The 14,819-nt window shown below is 62.1% G+C and carries 26 protein-coding genes and 1 tRNA gene; 19 read left to right on the top strand and 8 right to left on the bottom strand.

What is annotated here, in order from left to right:
• Nucleotides 1-175: 175 nt before the first annotated feature.
• The 7 genes from NDI72_RS07460 to NDI72_RS07430 all read right to left on the bottom strand — a co-directional run bounded on the left by NDI72_RS07460 (nt 176) and on the right by NDI72_RS07430 (nt 2,734).
• Complete coding sequence (locus tag NDI72_RS07460) at nt 176-1,024, bottom strand: hypothetical protein (protein ID WP_283800088.1); 849 nt, start codon at nt 1,022-1,024, stop codon at nt 176-178.
• Nucleotides 1,021-1,443: an ASCH domain-containing protein gene (locus NDI72_RS07455; RefSeq protein ID WP_283800087.1), complete on the bottom strand. Its 423-nt coding sequence runs from the start codon at nt 1,441-1,443 to the stop codon at nt 1,021-1,023. The genes NDI72_RS07460 and NDI72_RS07455 overlap by 4 nt, the downstream gene beginning before the upstream one ends.
• The gene (locus NDI72_RS07450; RefSeq protein WP_283800086.1) at nt 1,440-1,727 is read right to left on the bottom strand and encodes a hypothetical protein; all 288 of its coding nucleotides are present in this window, start codon (nt 1,725-1,727) and stop codon (nt 1,440-1,442) included. Before NDI72_RS07450 ends, NDI72_RS07455 begins: the two co-directional genes overlap by 4 nt.
• On the bottom strand, nt 1,724-2,011 hold the full coding sequence (locus tag NDI72_RS07445) for a hypothetical protein (protein WP_283800085.1): 288 nt from the start codon (nt 2,009-2,011) through the stop codon (nt 1,724-1,726). The genes NDI72_RS07450 and NDI72_RS07445 overlap by 4 nt, the downstream gene beginning before the upstream one ends.
• On the bottom strand, nt 2,004-2,249 hold the full coding sequence (locus NDI72_RS07440; RefSeq protein WP_283800084.1) for a hypothetical protein: 246 nt from the start codon (nt 2,247-2,249) through the stop codon (nt 2,004-2,006). The genes NDI72_RS07445 and NDI72_RS07440 overlap by 8 nt, the downstream gene beginning before the upstream one ends.
• Entirely contained in the window at nt 2,249-2,389 is a 141-nt protein-coding gene (locus NDI72_RS07435) for a hypothetical protein (RefSeq protein ID WP_283800083.1), read from the bottom strand. Before NDI72_RS07435 ends, NDI72_RS07440 begins: the two co-directional genes overlap by 1 nt.
• A gap of 120 nt (nt 2,390-2,509) precedes the next feature.
• Nucleotides 2,510-2,734, bottom strand: a complete 225-nt coding sequence (locus tag NDI72_RS07430; RefSeq protein WP_283800082.1) for a hypothetical protein — start codon at nt 2,732-2,734, stop codon at nt 2,510-2,512.
• Nucleotides 2,735-2,935: 201 nt separating this feature from the next.
• Between NDI72_RS07430 and NDI72_RS07425 the strand changes: the two genes are divergently transcribed.
• Complete coding sequence (locus tag NDI72_RS07425) at nt 2,936-3,727, top strand: TerB family tellurite resistance protein (RefSeq protein ID WP_283800081.1); 792 nt, start codon at nt 2,936-2,938, stop codon at nt 3,725-3,727.
• A 3-nt stretch (nt 3,728-3,730) separates the two neighbouring features.
• On the opposite strand, the gene NDI72_RS07420 is transcribed toward NDI72_RS07425, so the two are convergent.
• Entirely contained in the window at nt 3,731-4,429 is a 699-nt protein-coding gene (locus tag NDI72_RS07420; RefSeq protein WP_283800080.1) for an XRE family transcriptional regulator, read from the bottom strand.
• A gap of 94 nt (nt 4,430-4,523) precedes the next feature.
• On the opposite strand from NDI72_RS07420, the gene NDI72_RS07415 reads away from it, so the two are divergent.
• The 18 genes from NDI72_RS07415 to NDI72_RS07330 all read left to right on the top strand — a co-directional run bounded on the left by NDI72_RS07415 (nt 4,524) and on the right by NDI72_RS07330 (nt 14,798).
• Nucleotides 4,524-4,802 carry a helix-turn-helix domain-containing protein gene (locus tag NDI72_RS07415; protein WP_283800079.1) on the top strand — a complete coding sequence of 93 codons (279 nt, stop codon included), beginning with the start codon at nt 4,524-4,526 and terminating at the stop codon, nt 4,800-4,802.
• A gap of 297 nt (nt 4,803-5,099) precedes the next feature.
• Nucleotides 5,100-5,174, top strand: a tRNA-Met gene (locus tag NDI72_RS07410).
• 297 nt (nt 5,175-5,471) lie between these two features.
• Nucleotides 5,472-5,969: a phage regulatory CII family protein gene (locus NDI72_RS07405; RefSeq protein ID WP_283800078.1), complete on the top strand. Its 498-nt coding sequence runs from the start codon at nt 5,472-5,474 to the stop codon at nt 5,967-5,969.
• Nucleotides 5,966-6,784, top strand: coding sequence for a DUF6551 family protein (locus NDI72_RS07400; protein ID WP_283800077.1), 819 nt, complete (start codon nt 5,966-5,968; stop codon nt 6,782-6,784). Before NDI72_RS07405 ends, NDI72_RS07400 begins: the two co-directional genes overlap by 4 nt.
• On the top strand, nt 6,774-7,136 hold the full coding sequence (locus NDI72_RS07395) for a helix-turn-helix domain-containing protein (RefSeq protein WP_283800076.1): 363 nt from the start codon (nt 6,774-6,776) through the stop codon (nt 7,134-7,136). Before NDI72_RS07400 ends, NDI72_RS07395 begins: the two co-directional genes overlap by 11 nt.
• The gene (locus NDI72_RS07390; protein WP_283800075.1) at nt 7,133-7,393 is read left to right on the top strand and encodes a hypothetical protein; all 261 of its coding nucleotides are present in this window, start codon (nt 7,133-7,135) and stop codon (nt 7,391-7,393) included. The genes NDI72_RS07395 and NDI72_RS07390 overlap by 4 nt, the downstream gene beginning before the upstream one ends.
• A gap of 94 nt (nt 7,394-7,487) precedes the next feature.
• On the top strand, nt 7,488-7,676 hold the full coding sequence (locus NDI72_RS07385) for a hypothetical protein (RefSeq protein ID WP_283800074.1): 189 nt from the start codon (nt 7,488-7,490) through the stop codon (nt 7,674-7,676).
• Nucleotides 7,666-8,799, top strand: coding sequence for a DNA polymerase III subunit beta (locus NDI72_RS07380; RefSeq protein WP_283800073.1), 1,134 nt, complete (start codon nt 7,666-7,668; stop codon nt 8,797-8,799). The genes NDI72_RS07385 and NDI72_RS07380 overlap by 11 nt, the downstream gene beginning before the upstream one ends.
• Nucleotides 8,800-8,855: 56 nt before the next feature.
• Nucleotides 8,856-9,122 carry a DUF2312 domain-containing protein gene (locus tag NDI72_RS07375; protein WP_113156243.1) on the top strand — a complete coding sequence of 89 codons (267 nt, stop codon included), beginning with the start codon at nt 8,856-8,858 and terminating at the stop codon, nt 9,120-9,122.
• Nucleotides 9,122-10,261: an MT-A70 family methyltransferase gene (locus tag NDI72_RS07370; protein ID WP_283800072.1), complete on the top strand. Its 1,140-nt coding sequence runs from the start codon at nt 9,122-9,124 to the stop codon at nt 10,259-10,261. The genes NDI72_RS07375 and NDI72_RS07370 overlap by 1 nt, the downstream gene beginning before the upstream one ends.
• Nucleotides 10,258-10,551, top strand: coding sequence for a hypothetical protein (locus NDI72_RS07365; protein WP_283800071.1), 294 nt, complete (start codon nt 10,258-10,260; stop codon nt 10,549-10,551). The genes NDI72_RS07370 and NDI72_RS07365 overlap by 4 nt, the downstream gene beginning before the upstream one ends.
• Complete coding sequence (locus NDI72_RS07360; protein ID WP_283800070.1) at nt 10,548-10,835, top strand: hypothetical protein; 288 nt, start codon at nt 10,548-10,550, stop codon at nt 10,833-10,835. The genes NDI72_RS07365 and NDI72_RS07360 overlap by 4 nt, the downstream gene beginning before the upstream one ends.
• On the top strand, nt 10,832-11,359 hold the full coding sequence (locus NDI72_RS07355) for a hypothetical protein (RefSeq protein ID WP_283800069.1): 528 nt from the start codon (nt 10,832-10,834) through the stop codon (nt 11,357-11,359). Before NDI72_RS07360 ends, NDI72_RS07355 begins: the two co-directional genes overlap by 4 nt.
• Complete coding sequence (locus tag NDI72_RS07350) at nt 11,356-12,051, top strand: hypothetical protein (protein ID WP_283800068.1); 696 nt, start codon at nt 11,356-11,358, stop codon at nt 12,049-12,051. Before NDI72_RS07355 ends, NDI72_RS07350 begins: the two co-directional genes overlap by 4 nt.
• Nucleotides 12,048-13,271 carry an LvrA C-terminal domain-related protein gene (locus NDI72_RS07345; protein ID WP_283800067.1) on the top strand — a complete coding sequence of 408 codons (1,224 nt, stop codon included), beginning with the start codon at nt 12,048-12,050 and terminating at the stop codon, nt 13,269-13,271. Before NDI72_RS07350 ends, NDI72_RS07345 begins: the two co-directional genes overlap by 4 nt.
• A complete protein-coding gene (gene nusG / locus NDI72_RS07340) occupies nt 13,271-13,891 on the top strand; it encodes a transcription termination/antitermination protein NusG (RefSeq protein WP_283800066.1) in 621 nt (206 codons plus the stop codon). Before NDI72_RS07345 ends, nusG begins: the two co-directional genes overlap by 1 nt.
• A gap of 235 nt (nt 13,892-14,126) precedes the next feature.
• On the top strand, nt 14,127-14,402 hold the full coding sequence (locus NDI72_RS07335) for a hypothetical protein (protein ID WP_283800065.1): 276 nt from the start codon (nt 14,127-14,129) through the stop codon (nt 14,400-14,402).
• 3 nt (nt 14,403-14,405) lie between these two features.
• Nucleotides 14,406-14,798 (top strand): HNH endonuclease, encoded by a 393-nt coding sequence (locus NDI72_RS07330; protein ID WP_206547080.1) that lies wholly within the window; start codon nt 14,406-14,408, stop codon nt 14,796-14,798.
• Nucleotides 14,799-14,819: the final 21 nt, after the last annotated feature.

Raw genomic sequence — 14,819 nt, 5'->3', positions numbered from 1 at the left:
CAATGCCGCTCGCGTAACGAAATCGCGACGGCCAATTCTCTCCATGACGAGGTTGCCCCGTGCAGCCTCTGCCCTCAATGTGGCAGGCTTGATCGCATCGCGGAAGACTATTCGGCAGGCTTCGACAAGCGTCATCGGCTCATCATCGCCGATCTGCACGATGCTCGGTTCGTGTCTACCCATTCGTGCCTCCCTTGCTGGGGAAGGCGGCGAGGGCTTCAAAGCGCCCATCTTCAAAATTTTCGCGCGGTCGAACCCAAATGGAACCGTCGTCAACGCTTCGATAGATGGCGACTTCGCGCATATCGACGCTCGCGTTCCCTGTCAGCGTCAACGGGGCGTCAAACCAGCTTTCAGCCTGCATCTTGCCTATGCCTAGCAGCACGTAATCGGTGCCGCGCTTTTTGTGGCGGTGGGTGGCCCGCTCCACCGCCTCGTCGGTGAGGGCGGGGACGGGGGAGGTGTCGATTGCCGAAAGAATGCGAGCCTCATAGTCGGCCTGTGCGGCGGCTTTGGCGGCATCCTTAGTCGGGAAATTCACCCGTCCATCACTGGTTTTCAGAATGAGTTTGCCGGCAACCACCGACCATCCGCCAGCCATCGACTCGTTGATGCGATAGACTCCGACTATGGTTGTAACTTCTGGATTTCCATAGCTCGTCTCGCCCCACTCCAGCGGCTTCACTGTCACCGCCTCTGCCTTGGGGGCGACATGCGGAAAGGTGCCAATCGGCCCGTCCATCGGCTCGCCGGTTTTCAGATCGACGGTCGGGCTATCCGCAAGGCATTCGGCATGGCATTTGCCAAGCTCGATATCGGTGGCGCATGTGTCGCCGTCTGCAAGCGGCTTTTCGCAGACAGGGCAGGGTTCTTCCGCCTCTGCCTTGGGGGTAGAGAGGGCGACGATTTGCCTGTAGCACTCTCTGCAATAGTACGACCCAACTCCCCCGCACTCGAAGTAGTGGATAGAGGGCTTGTCGCAGTCTTTGCTGGCGCATTTTTTAAGATAGTGTTCGCGGGTCATTTCGAAGCGACCTCCCATTTGCGCCAGTCGAAGAAGCCGAGCTTGCCTTTCACCGAGGTGAAGTCGACCGGTCGGGCGTTGCGGATGACAAAGCCGTATTCTCCGACAAACCATTCGGAGCTCGAGGTCGGCACGCAGTCGACGATCTCGGCTACGCCGACGATGCCGCCTGTTTCAATGTCGTGGCCGGAACATGCTGGGTATCCGATCCCCTTAAGCGTCTTTCCGCCGGTGACTGGATGAAAGCCAGCGGTCACTTCGCGGTGGGGCGTGATATCGATCTTCTTGCCGGCATGGATTGCCACTGGTCCGCGAAACCGCGTCGGCCAGCTCCGGTTCTCGATCTCCTTGTGGCCGTTCACGATCAGCCACGCCCAGGGCTGCATGATCGACAGCGCATACTTCGGCAGATCCGTCATAAGGGCAGCCTCCTGTTGAGTTCCGCTGCCTGCTGGCAGGCCGGGCAGATGTGCACGTAGCCCTGTCTGGGTTTGCGGTCGGCGACCTTTGGAGCGGTGCCGAAGAGCTCGGCCGTGCCTTCGCCGTTTGCCGGGTCTACCTTCGCCTTTACGATGCGCCAGCCTGCCGTTCGCGCGTCGGCGATCATCACATCGAAATCTTCGCGGGCGTAGGTGTTCGGGTAACTGGCCGGGCAGTGGTCGCAGGTGACCTGCGTGTGGCCGTCATGGGTTTCGATGGTCATTGCTTGATCGCTCCTTCCGCCCTGATGATTGCGGATTTCGCTTTCTGCAGGCGGTCGAGCTGGCCCTGACCGAGGCCACAGGTGAAGCGGACGGCCTCAAGCATGCGCGTCACGTCTTTCGTGACGGCGATGAGCTCTTCAAGCCGTTCGCGCTGTTCGGCTGGGCCTCCGGGCTTTCTCGAATACTGCCGCCATTCGGCGCGGCAGGCCTCACACGCACGGAAGCTGGATGGCGGCATGGCGTTGCCGCAGTTGCTGCATTTGGTGTTCGTGCGGTCAGCCATGGGCTTCCTCCCGGATCGGCCTGCGGCCTGTTCTGATGTCGTCGATGAAGGATTTTGCATCGGCCAGATCGGTGATCGCGATGTAGCCGCGGTCGACCATCTCGCCGCCGAGCAGGAACTCGGCCAGTGCATCTGGTCGGGCGGGCGGGGTGTAGCAGTGCGCCACGCGGTTCAGCGCGCCCTGCAGAAAAAGGACGTGGCGCTGACGCCTGGTCAGCGGCGGCGGCTGCGAAGCCATCACATTCCCCAATCGTTCTTGTCTGAAAGGAAATCGTCGGCGCCGGTGCGGCGCTCGCGGCGTTTCAGGGTGATGATCAGCGCCGCGACAAGGCAAAGACCGAACGCTGCGCCGGCGAGGGTGGCGAGGACGGGAGACATGACGCCGCCCTCATCACGTGGTCGCGTAGATGAGCGGCAGGCCGACGCCATAGGCGAAGGCCAGCGCCATCATGGCCGCGCACTCTATGCGGCGGCGCGCCAGAAAGGCGAGGGCGGCTTTCATGCCGCCCGCCTCTGCGACAGGGCATTTGCGAGGTCGCGGGCCTCGATGCCGTGTTTGTCGATATCGGCTGCCGAAAAGCCCGCGAGCGAAAGGGCATCGCGGTCAACCGTGCGCCCGCCGCCCTGAATGACCAGCATGGCGTCAGCCATGAGCTTCACGGGGTTGGTCTCGATGTGGGCGGCTTCCGTGGCCGAAGTTTCGGCCTTCTGAAACTGGATCATTGCATCTCTCCGTTCGGGTGGCTCCAAGGTGGGCCGTACCGAGCGGAGGGGATTGCTCGATACGGCCCTCGGGTGGGGAACGAGCATAATAAGCCTGATTGGCTAATATTATGTCAAGAAAATAATTAGCCATATCGGCTATTGATGAAGTTCGCGGGTAAGCCAGAATGACCGTGGGGCGGATCTATGGGAGGCGGACTTATGGCGCGAATCGACTATTTCATTGACAGCTTGGCTCGGCGGATCCCGCCCGTTCCATCTGGTCGGAAAACCTCTGTTCCAGGCGGGTACGAGGATGATCCCGTCGATAGCATGGCGGCGGGGCTTGGTGTCGCTGAAGGTCAATCGTTCATCATTGAATACGTGAACGCGGCCGGCAAAAGCTCAATGAGGCGCATCACAGTTTTCAGCATTGTGGCTGGCGCTGGTGGTGTCCCGTGCCTGATGGCTCGCTGCCATGAACGCAAAGCCACTCGGCAATTTCGAGCAGACCGGATCGCAGCCTGCATAGACTATGACGGCGAGGTCTTCGAAGATGTGGCGGGATTTCTCTCTGACACGTTTGGTATGGACCTTCGCGTCGCTTCTCGTCAAAAGGACAGCGAGAGAGAGAAGCACTGGCAGCAAATTGTTGCCTGCGTGCGTCCAATGGCTGTGCTTCTCGCGGCAGTATCTCGAAGCGACGGTCAGGTGCGAAGTGTCGAAATCGAGACCTCAGCGCAGTGCCTCGCCAAGATTGCTGAGCGCAAGGAACTGTGGGTTGAGCAAGAAGACTTCGAGCGACTGGTCACGTATATCCGGCGTCTCAGGCCTGATGCTGAGGCGATTGGCAGGGCGCTGGATGAGGTTTCCAGGTGTCCCAAAGCTGACGTGATGGCTTTCTTCCAGGCGGCAAAGGCTGTCATGGAAGCAGACGGTGTCGCGCATCCTGAAGAAGTTGAGATCATTAACGAAATGGCGCGTGAGATTCTTGGAGCCGACGTGTTTTCGTAACTCTTAGAAGAGTTCGTTGACGCTCAATATGCGGTGTATGCTCAAGACCTCAGTTTTGCGAAACGTGATCTGTGCAGGTGGATGATACTGCGAAACGAACACGCTGGTGTCGTTCTCGCTGTCGTACCGTTTTACCCATGTCTCCACGCCAGACCCCTCATAGCGCTGGGTCTGGATGACGACGTGATCGCCACTCTTCACCGTCTGGTGCGGGTTCACATAGAGGATATCTTCTGGAAGGTAGCGCGGATACATGGATTCGCCGCGTGTCTTGAGCGCGTATGCGCCAATCGTGTCTGACAGCGCTGGTGGGCAAGGCACTTCGTCCACCGGTTCATTTGTCAGGGTCTCAACGCCGGTCACGGATCCGGCGGCCCAGCCAAACATTGGCAGGGTGGATTGCGGTTGCGGCAGGCGTGGGGGTCTGCCTCTGCGTTTTTGCGGGCGCACTTCGTCGGGGCGTGGCGTCGGCAGAGGCTGATGACCGAAAAGCAGATCGTGCTCGATGCCGAAGGCGTCTGCGATACGTGCTCGCCATTCGTCATTTAGGTTGATTGCACCGGTTCTAAGTTTGGAGATCGTGACGGGATGAACGCCGCCGTCCAGTTTTTCTGCGACAGCTTCATTCGTCATTTTACGCGCTTCCATGAAGGCGCGGAAGCGCTTGCGATAGTGGGTGTAGCGTTCTTCAAGGTCGATCATGGCATTAAACTAGCCATTTTGGCTAAGTCAGAAAGAGCCATTGCGGCTAATATATTCTTGACATTAGTTTAGCCGTTATGGCTTATAGCCCTTCATGCAGTTACGTGATTGGCGAAAGCAACGGAAAATGAGCGCAGCCGAGACCGCCAGGTCATTGGGCATTGCCGGCGTGAACCCCGGAGGGACCATCGCTCGGATCGAAGTTGGCTCGCGTCGACCCGATGCCGACATGGTCCAGCGCATACATGACCTGACGGGCGGTCTTGTGTCGGCGCTTGATATGCATGAAACGCGCCTTGCGTGGCTTCGCCAGAACAGGCCTGACCGCTTTTTCTCAGTGCAGGCCGCAATCTCGATGGAGGCCGCCGAATGACCGCGCTTCGTCAACACTGTTCCTCCCAAGACCGCGTTTCCGACCTCCTCCCCGGAAATGTGGCACTGGCCGCGCCTGCGGGTTTCGGGGCTCGTTTCCCGGCAGGCGCGGCCTCCAATTCCATTTGCGTTTCGCCGGCCATGATGATCCTGCTCAAGGCGGTTGCCGCCTATGAGAGGTTCGCCAGTGTCGACGCGCTGATTGCCGACATGGCCGCCGAGCGCGCCAGGGCTGCGGGCATTCCGCGCCTTCTGCGCGCCGTGTGCGACCTTGAGGCCGGCGCAGCAAACCAGTTTCAGCAGGGTGGGGAAGCGGTATCCCACTTGGTTCATACCCAAGAGGTCGGCAGTTCGAATCTGCCCCCTGCAACCAGTTGCGTCCTCCCGGCCGAGCGCAAGGCTTCGCCCCGCTGGCCTGCGGACAACGCGCCCGAAAGACCGGGCGGGCTGCGGTCGCAGCCTTGCGTGGCGCAAACCCACAACCCTGAGAGCGAGAAGGGGCCGGAGGGCGTGCCTCGGGGCGCTCTCCGGTCGCCGCCATAGGCCGATGATTTCGCGGGTGTCTGGTTTCTGTTCCATGCCCGCACCCTGACAGCACCAATCCATTCCCGCCACGGGAAACGACGCCGGGTTTTCCCGGCGCGGGAAAGCTTTTGCCCGGAGAAAACCCATGATCCCGAACGCCAATGCCAATCATTTCCGCCTCAAGGCTGCTCAGCGCGATCTGATCGCCGCCGCAGGCGGGATAGAACGCGCCGCCGAAATCGTTTCCTACGGCAAGAGCACCGTGGGGCGCTGGTACAATATCGAGGCTCCTGAAATCATGCCTGTGGACGCGGCTTTGCGTCTGGAGGAGGAGACCGATCGTTTCGACTTTCTGAATGCACTGGCGGTGGTTCGCGGGCGCAAGCTGGCCGACGCGACAGCGCGACCTACTCCTGCCAGCGACATTCTGGGGAGTTATGCCGATGTGATGCGCCAGGTGGGCGAGCTTTCCCGTTCTGCGGGCGAGGCACTGGCTGACGGGAAGGTGACTCCGACCGAAGCCAAGATGATGTTCGACCGGCCCGCCGCTCTGCTGATTGAGGTTCTGAACGAACTGCGCGGTGCTGCGGCTTCGGTTCACGGGTCGGGTGGGCTCTCCGTTGTGGACGGGGGCGCGGGATGAGAAAGATCGCACCACTCGTCCTTCCCGATGTTGTCCCGGCTGAGATCCAAGGCGCGCCGCCTGAGTTGCGGCTGATGAGCCCTGCGGAGCTTCATGTTGATGAGCGTTATCAGCGTGGGCTTTCGGAGCGGTCTTTGCGGCTTATCCGCAAGATCGTTTCGGAATGGAGCTGGAGCGCGTTCAAGCCGCCGGTGGTTGTTGACGCAGGTGAGCGCTTCGAAGTCATCGATGGCCAGCACACGGCGATTGCAGCGGTGACACATGGCGCAATCGGGGAGATCCCGGTTCTGGTCATCCAGGCGCAGGAGCAGGAGGCGCGGGCCGGGGCTTTTGTTCGGCACAACCGTGATCGCATCAACGTCACGCCGATCCAGCTGCACAATGCGCTGGTGGCGGCAGGCGATGAGATGGCTCTGACCATTGCTCAGGTTTGTGAGCGGGCCGGGGCTGTTATTCTGCGCAATCCCCCTACGGGCGGGCGCTACAAGCCTGGCGACACCCTCGCGATTACCACCGTGCGAGGGTTGGTGAACCGTCGCTATGCGCGTGGCGCGCGGCAGGTTCTCGAAGTCTGCGTGAAGGCGGGTATGGCTCCCATTTCGGCTGCGGCAATCAAGGCCGTTGAATGCCTGATGTTCGCGCAGGAATACAAAGGGGAGATCGACGCAGAGCGGATTGCGCTGATCCTGTCAGCTCATGGCGAATCGATCTCCACCGAAGCCGGGCGATTTGCGGCGGAACGGAAGGTTCCGCTTTGGCGGGCTCTTGCCAGTGTCATCTACATGAACCGCCGGAAGGTGCGCCATGCAGGATGATCTGTTGGCGCGGCAGGCGTCCGAAATCAACACTTTGCGCGAGCGTATCCGGCAGCTCGAAGAGGCGCTTTCACCGGCTTCTATCGAGATCCCCATGGAGTGGGGGCTGACGGCGACCGAGGCGCGAATCTTCTCGCACATGGCCACGCGCGACGTTGCCAGAAAAGACGCGATCATGCTCGCGGTCTATGGCGGGCGCAGCGGCGAGATGCCCGACGAAAAGATCGTCGATGTTCTGATCTGCAAGATGCGGAAGAAGCTCGCTGCATTCGGTGTCCAGATACAGACGGTTTGGGGGATTGGCTACGCTCTGCGTGACCGGTGCGCCTATTCCGCCGGGAGTGGCGCATGATCCGCTCCGTTGAAGACATGGTGCAGGAGCGCAATGCGCTGGAAGCGCCTGCTGGCGTGGCCGGCGGGCGCAGCCTTGCGGAGATCGAAGGGGCTTTCTGCCTCTTTCCCGTGCGGCGTGAGCCGGGCACCACGTTTTTCTGCGCTGCCGCCGTGGAGCCCGAGAACTGGGCCGGCGGCGGGCAGCGCAGCCGCTATTGCGCGTTTCACCGCGACTATCTCGCCCGCTGCGAAAGCGTGGCAGAGGAGGCGGCATGACGGCGGCGCGCGCATGGCGGGCAGCGGCTTTTGCCGTTCTGCTGTTCTGTCTCCTGCTGCTCTGGCTCGCCGCCATCACGCCGAGGGCGGGCTGATGCGCAGCCAGGAGAAAAGCCCAAACCTGATCCTGCCCGGATCCGCGCTGGCGAAGCGCGCGCCGGATGACGCCGCGCGCATGGACGTGGAGCGCAACCTGCCTGTGCGTGATGCGCTGCTGCGCATTCAGCGGCGCATTCGCGATGCGGGGCGGGCCTCAACCGATGGAGAAAGCCATGAGACTTGAGACGACTGCCCGTGCGCTCAAAGGCGCGATGGATTTGATGGCGCGCGTGGTTCCGAAACGGGCAACCACGCCTTTGCTCGAAACCGTGCGCTTTGACGGCGCGACCCTGCGCGCCTCGAATCTGGTGGACTATGCAGAGGTCGACCTGTCCTGTGTCCGGGCCGAGGGCAAGGCGGCGGTTGATTTTCGTCCGCTTGCGGCGCTCGTTCGGCATATCGCGGATGACGACACGATCCGCCTCGATGCCGGCGCACAGGGCGCGAGCCTTTCGTTCTCCGGCGGTCGGTATGACCTGCCAACCGTTGAATATGATGAAGTGCTGCTCGACGCATCGTGTGATCGGCCTGTCAACATTCAGTCCAAGGCATTCCTGCGGGGCCTTCACTTTTGCTCGCCGTTCATCTGCACCGAGGAAACCAGATACTACCTGAACGGTGTCTGCATCGATGGCGGCAAGATGGTCGCCACGGATGGGCATCGGCTCGCCGCATATCAGGTTGGCGATGACGGGGCCGACCATGGCCGGCCGATCATCGGGCGCAGCACGGTAGGATTGCTCGCGAGCCTTCCCGGACTGAGCGCTGTGCTCCTGAACAATGATGCGACGGCCGCCGAGTTTTCGTTGCCCGGCCTGCGCCTGCAAAGCCGGTTGATCGACGGGGCTTTTCCTAACTGGCCGCGTGTCGTGCCTCCGATGGAGCAAACCACGCAGAAGATCACAGTGGAGCGGAAAGCCTTCCAGCGTGTTCTGACCCGGCTTCAATCGGAGATCTCGTATGGCGGTGCCCGTGCTGTGTCGCTGGCTTTCGATGCGAACCGGCTTGCGCTTTGTGGCGTTGGATCGCCGAACGAGATTGTGGGCCGCGAATATGTCGACACGGCCGTGACCTCCGGCGTCTCGGGTGAGGCCTTTGTCGAGTTCAATCCACGCTATCTGCGTGACATCGTGCGCGCGTTTGATGGCGAGGAAACGCTTACGTTTCATGTTGCCCACGAACACTCGCCCATACGCGTGACAGGTGTCGGGCCGCGCTTCGCCGTTCTGATGCCCATGCGAGCAGGGATCAAGGAGCGCGCCTTAGACACGTTGCGCTCCTGGCCTCGCGAGCAGAGGGCAGCGTGATGGAGCATGATCCGTGGAGCCCGCGCGGGCCGGCACGTGAACGGCCCGGAGCAAAGATGGTTGCTGAATCCGATGAGGCGAGCGGCCCGCAGACCGTTGCCGCTGGCCAGCTGCGCGCGTTTGTCGAGCGGATCGAGCGCGTGCAGGAAGATATCGACGCACTGAGCGACGACAAGAAAGAGATCTTCGCCGAGGCCAAATCGATGGGCTTCGACACCAAGGCTCTGCGCAGCATCGTGAAGATGCGGAAACAGGATCCGGCAGAGCGGCAGGAAGCCGAGGCGATGATCGACCTCTACAAAGCCGCACTGGGGATGGAGTGATGAAGTATCAGCTCCTGCCTCCGCTCTCCGACGAAGATTTTGCGGCGCTCGAAGCCTCGATCATCGAGCATGGTGTGCTTGTGCCTGTCGAGTATGACGAAGAGGGCAACATTCTCGACGGCCACCACCGTGTGCAGGTCTGCGAGAAGCTGGGTCTGGTCGACTGGCCGCGCTTTGTCCGGCGGGGCCTTGATGAGCCCGAAAAGCGGTCTCTGGCGCGCGAACTGAATGTCTCGCGGCGGCACCTTACCAGCGCGCAGAAACGCGATCTGATCGAAGGGCAGCTTCGCGACACGCCGTCGATTTCGTCACGGGCTGTCGCTGCGATGCTGGGCGTCGACCACAAGACGGTTGGCAAGGTGCGCGGCAGGCTGGAGAAGGCCGGGGAAATTCCCCAGTTCGAAGAGGTCGAGGGACGCGACGGCAAAAACAGGCCGGCGCGGCGGACGATCAAGACGGCGTTCATGCCCGAGCCGGAAAACCGGCGCGAGCTGGCCAAGGTGGCGAAGCTCTTGCGCGCCGAGGAGCAGAAGACCCGCCATTCGGTGCGCCTTGCGCATATGGAAATGATCGCCGAGCGTGGAGCCAGCACCGCTCCGGACAAGGTCTCGCGGCTGTATCCGGTGATCTATGCGGATCCTGCTTGGCGGTATTCGGTTCGCTCCGAAGAGACGGGGCGCGAGAAGAGCGCGGAAAACCATTACCCGACCATGCCAACGGAAGAAATCTGCGGGCTGCTTGCGAAGCTGGGCGGCGTGGCCGCGCGGGACGCGGTGCTGTTTCTCTGGGCGACCAATCCCATGTTGCTGGATGGCCTGCGGGTCATGCAGGCGTGGGGCTTCAGCTATGTTCACCACTGGATCTGGGACAAGGAAGTGGCGGGCACCGGCTACTGGGGCCGTGATCGGCATGAGCTGCTGCTGATCGGCAGGCGCGGTGATGCTGTCGCTCCGCTCCCCGGAACGCAGCCGGAGACCGTTTACCGCGAGCGGAAAGGGCGGCATAGCGCCAAGCCGGATTTCTTCGCCGAGACAATCGAGCGGCTTTACCCGGATATGGCGCGGATAGAGCTGTTCTGCCGATCGCCGCGACCGGGCTGGGATGCCTGGGGTTATGAGGCGGGGGAGGCGGCGGAATGACCGACACCATGCTCCCCATTCTCCGCCAGATGCATGACGCCGAGGATAACCGGGCGCTCGCGCTGCTGCTGCTGGCAGCGCCCGACATGATCATGAGCAAGTATCAGGGCGTCATCCGCAAGATCTGCCGCAAGCGGCAGTTTGAGCCGGGCGAGGCCTATCTCGAGCTGCGGCTCAACGCCATGCGCTCGGTGCGGGACGGGCAGGGGCGCTTGAAGCCCGCTGTTGCCGACGCGCTTGCCGAGTTCGGCGCACAGATGGGCGCATTTGCTGACGGGGGCCGGACATGACGGCGCCTATCGACAAAATCGACGGCATCAAGAAGCGGCTGGCCGGCGTGGTTGGTCAGGTGCTCATGGAGGAGGTCGAGAAGCTGCGCGTTCCGGCGCCGCGCGTCATCGTGCGCAAGGCGGATGAGGAAGTCATGCACGCCTGTCGTCAGGTTGGCGAAGCGTTCGATCAGCTGCAGCAGGCAAAGTTTTCCGGCGGGCCGGAAGTTCGCGCGCGCAGGAACCTCGAAGCGGCTGCGCGGCGGCTGAAAACCGTGATGACCAAGCACGGGAGGTTCCCGTGAGCGAGGAAATGCAACGCCTTCAGACAGCCCGCGACAGGCTGGCGCGGATCCAGCCTGCGCGCTGGCACCGCTCCATGGATGACCATGGCGAGTTTCTGGAAGCGCGCGATGAGCATGGCGCGTTTGTCGAGCTGGCGCGGTTCACGCCGCGCGCGACCTTTGACGAAATCGCCTTCATCGCCGACGCGCCGGAGATGGCCGGTTTCCTGCTCGGGCTGGTGGATCGCGCCATTGAGAAGGCGCGCAGGGGTGCGGCCACGCGCCAGCAGGCCGAACCGGCCCGGCAGGACGCGCCGCGCGACTTTGCCGCCGAGGCAACCATGAAATGCGATGAGCCCGCCTTCCGCCGCTTTCTGGCGGAGCAGCACGGGCTCGAACCGCCGCTGACGAAGGACCGCGCGGTGGTGAAGCTGCGCTCGATCCTCGGGATCACCTCGCGGCGCGAACTCAACGGAAATGGACAGGCGGCCGAGCGCTGGAAGGCGCTGAGGGCTGCATTCAAGGCCTGGAGGGCTGTGGGATGAATGGTCTCCGCGTTCTTGTCGGATGCGAATATTCGGGCATCGTGCGGCGGGCCTTTGCCGCGCGTGGGCATGATGCGTGGTCCTGCGATCTGCTGCCTGCGGATGACCGCAGCAACCGGCATATCGTGGGCGATGTGCGCGAGATCCTGCATCACGGCTGGGATCTGCTCATCGTCGCACATCCGCCATGCACTCGGCTTTGTCGGTCTGGCCGTCGCTGGCTATCGGGCGCGGGCAAGATGACGCCGCCCAAGAAGCTGCCCAAGGGCCGCACGTGGGAGAGTATGAAAGCGGAGTTCGAGCAGGGCATTGACCTGTTCGTTGCCTGCTGGCGCGCGCCCATTCCCCGCGTGGCGATTGAAAACCCGGAAATGCATGGCCTTGCCAAGGCCCGGATGCCGGCTGATCTGCCGCGCCCGCAGATCGTGCAGCCGTTCTGGTTCGGGCACCCCGAATACAAGGCGACGGGTTGGTATCTGCGCGGGCTTCCCGCCCTTGCAGATACCGACCGGCTGCCGGAGCCCGAAAAGGGCATTGATGAATGGAAGCGCTGGAACCGCGTGTGGCGCATGTCGCCGGGTGCGGAGCGCGGAAAGGAGCGCAGCCGCTTCTTCCCTGGCATGGCAGACGCCATGGCCGACCAGTGGGGCGGCGCCGCCCTCAATGATTTTGCGCTGGAGGCGGCGGTATGAGTGATCTTCGATTTTCCATCATTCCGGGCTGGATCGTCACCGATCCGCGCCTCAAGGGGCGCGACCTGCAGGTGCTGTGCCTGCTGGGGCGCCATATCGACAAGGCGGGCTGGTGCTTCCGCAGTCAGGTGAAAATGGCGCGGCAGCTCGACTGCGCACGATCTACGGTGCAGTCCTCGCTGGAACGGCTCATGAAGATCGGGGTTGTGGAGCGCCGCACGGGCGACAGCTTCGACGGGCGCGACACGTCCTATCACTACCGGGTCATCTTCGACCGCGAAGTTGCGGCCGCGACGATGAATGCCTGGGAGAAATCGGACGCGGAGACAGGGTGCCGACCAGCCGGCACCCCTGCCGATATACCGGCACCCCCTGCCGACCCAGAGTCGGCACCCCCTGCCGGTCCTGGATCGGCACCCTATAAGAACGACCCCGATTTAACGTCCCTTGCAGAACAAGAGAGAGATGCGCGCGAGGGCGAGTGGGAAGAAAGGGAAAATCATCCAGCCAACCGCAAGGCCATCGAACGAGCTTTCGAGCGGGCGTTTCAGGCTTGGCCGACCTCGATCAGCGACAGCAGGCCGCAAGCGTGGAAGGCCTGGCTTGATCTCTCGCCAGATGAGCGACAGCAGGCCTACGATGAAGCGGAGCGCTATGAGGCGTCCGCCAAGGCTGGCGGTCGCAGGCACATGTGCAGCCATGCGGTCTATCTCCACGAAAAGCGCTGGAAGCGGCTGGAGCCACGGGCAAGCGAGGAGCGCCCGGCCGCAGTGCTGGCCAAGCCGTTCGGCAAGCTCTGGATGGCTGCTCGGATCAAGCATCTGCTGGCCGGGGTGACGGGGCCGGCTCCGGTCCTGACGCGGGTTGAGCAGCAGATGGTGGAAGCTGGTCGCTTCACGGCTGAGCAGCTGCTGGCCGACAAGCGGGTGAAGACCGGATTTCCAGCCATCAACGCGATGCACGAAAAGGCCACGCATCGGCAGGGCGTGACGGTTTCGACCGCGCTGCAGCCGCTTGCGGAGATGATGGAGGCCGTGCGGGTTGGCTCCGAGCGCTGGGAGGAATGGCGGCTGGAGCATGAGGTGCGTGGCTGGCCATGGGTGCCGGATCCGGGGCGACAGGAATGGGTTTACTTCCCGGCTGGCGGGCCGGGAGGGCTGAGGGAATTCGAGACGGCAATCAGAGCGGATGAGACAGGGGTCAGCGAGGCAGCAGAATAATGCGTGAGGGTCTGGTGCAGGAATTGAGCGAGCGCGAGGAGCGCGCCTGGCAGAAGTCCCGCAAGGTTCGTGAAATGGTCGGCTGGCTTCGCCTTCAAGCTGCGGCGCAGGACGATGAGATGTTCTGGTATGTGGTCCGCACGAAGAAGCCGAATGCTGATTCGGTCGCTGATGAAGTCAGGCAGCAGGGTATCACCGTCTACTGCCCGACCGAGAAAGTTGTGAAAAGGGTTCCGCGCAAGCAAACGCGGATCACGGTGGAGCGGCCCCTTTATGCTCGCTACTTCTTCGTTCGCCTTGTCAGGTTCGAGGCTGCGTGGCTCGGAATGATGACGTTTGACGGTGTCGATTGCCTGCTTGGCAATGGTGAAATTCCACAGTCTGTGCCGGAGCGATTTATCGCTAAAATTCAAGCAGGTTGTGCTGATGAGCTGATCAACAAGTCGAGCCTATTTCGGGCTGGTGAGCGGGCTTCGGTGACGTTCGGACCGTTCGCCTCTTTTGAGGGCGTCGTCTCGAAAGATGAGGGCGATGGAAATACCGTCGACATCGAAATCGATATCTTCGGGCGGATGACGCCTTGCCGGGTGGGGATTGACCATCTGAGAAAACTGGCATAGCGATTCCGACCCATAGGCCACTGCCGCAGGACGAAGGCGCTTCATGCAAGCGTGCGACGCCGCGGCAACCCAGCTCGATGAGACGGCGATCAGCCGGTAAACATTGAGCCTCATGGCGAAGCTATCTCCGAAAATCAGATCACATGTCGACGCCCTGTCGGTGATCACTTCTGTGCAAGATCTGCACAAAACTCCCCGGTCATGCGCCGGGGCTTCCCGTATGTGGAGGTCTCACTTGCCGACAAGCGGTTTGCGCATCGATCCTTCGCGCCCTGTTGCAGACGGCATCCGGTTTGATGATCTCGATGGGCTGAAAGGCCCAGAGCGCAATCTCCTCGTCGCACGTGGTGTGGTGTTCTGCTCCGAGTTCCAAGCCAATGACCGGACATACGGTGGATGCATCATCGGAACATCTTGGCCGCACGCTGAGGAGATCGCGTTCGGTCGCGGGCTCGGTGAGGAAGTGATCGGTGTTCTGGTCAAGGCTGGAAGTGTCGACCTTGGAGGTTAGGGTATGGCTAAGCTCACCAGCCTGAAACCCCGGATCGGTGTCCTTGCTTCGCGCATCGGCTATGCGCCGGGAGACGAGAAAGGCCGAGACCGCAAGCGCTCGAAAGAGCAGCCATGGCGCGCCTGGTACAAGACTGCGCGCTGGGAGCGGCTGAGACAGAGCGTGTTCGTGCGTGACCAGTTCACCTGCCAGCGCACTGGCGCATTGTGCACCGGCAAGGGCAATCACCCTGCAACGCCGGTGGCAAACCACAAGGTTCCCCATCGTGGTGACCCTGCATTGTTCTGGGATCCGGACAATCTCGAGACGGTGACCAAGCAGGTCCACGACAGCATCATCCAGCGCGAAGAGCGAAGGGCCGACCTCCACAGGATGGGGGGCGGGTCAAAAGTCTGAGGCCCCTCCGCTCCCGGACCC

Source organism: Nitratireductor sp. GZWM139, from assembly GCF_030068685.1.
GTDB lineage: Bacteria > Pseudomonadota > Alphaproteobacteria > Rhizobiales > Rhizobiaceae > Nitratireductor > Nitratireductor aquimarinus.
Note: the sequence above shows the minus strand (reverse complement) of the source record. Positions and strands in the feature narration are given on the sequence as shown.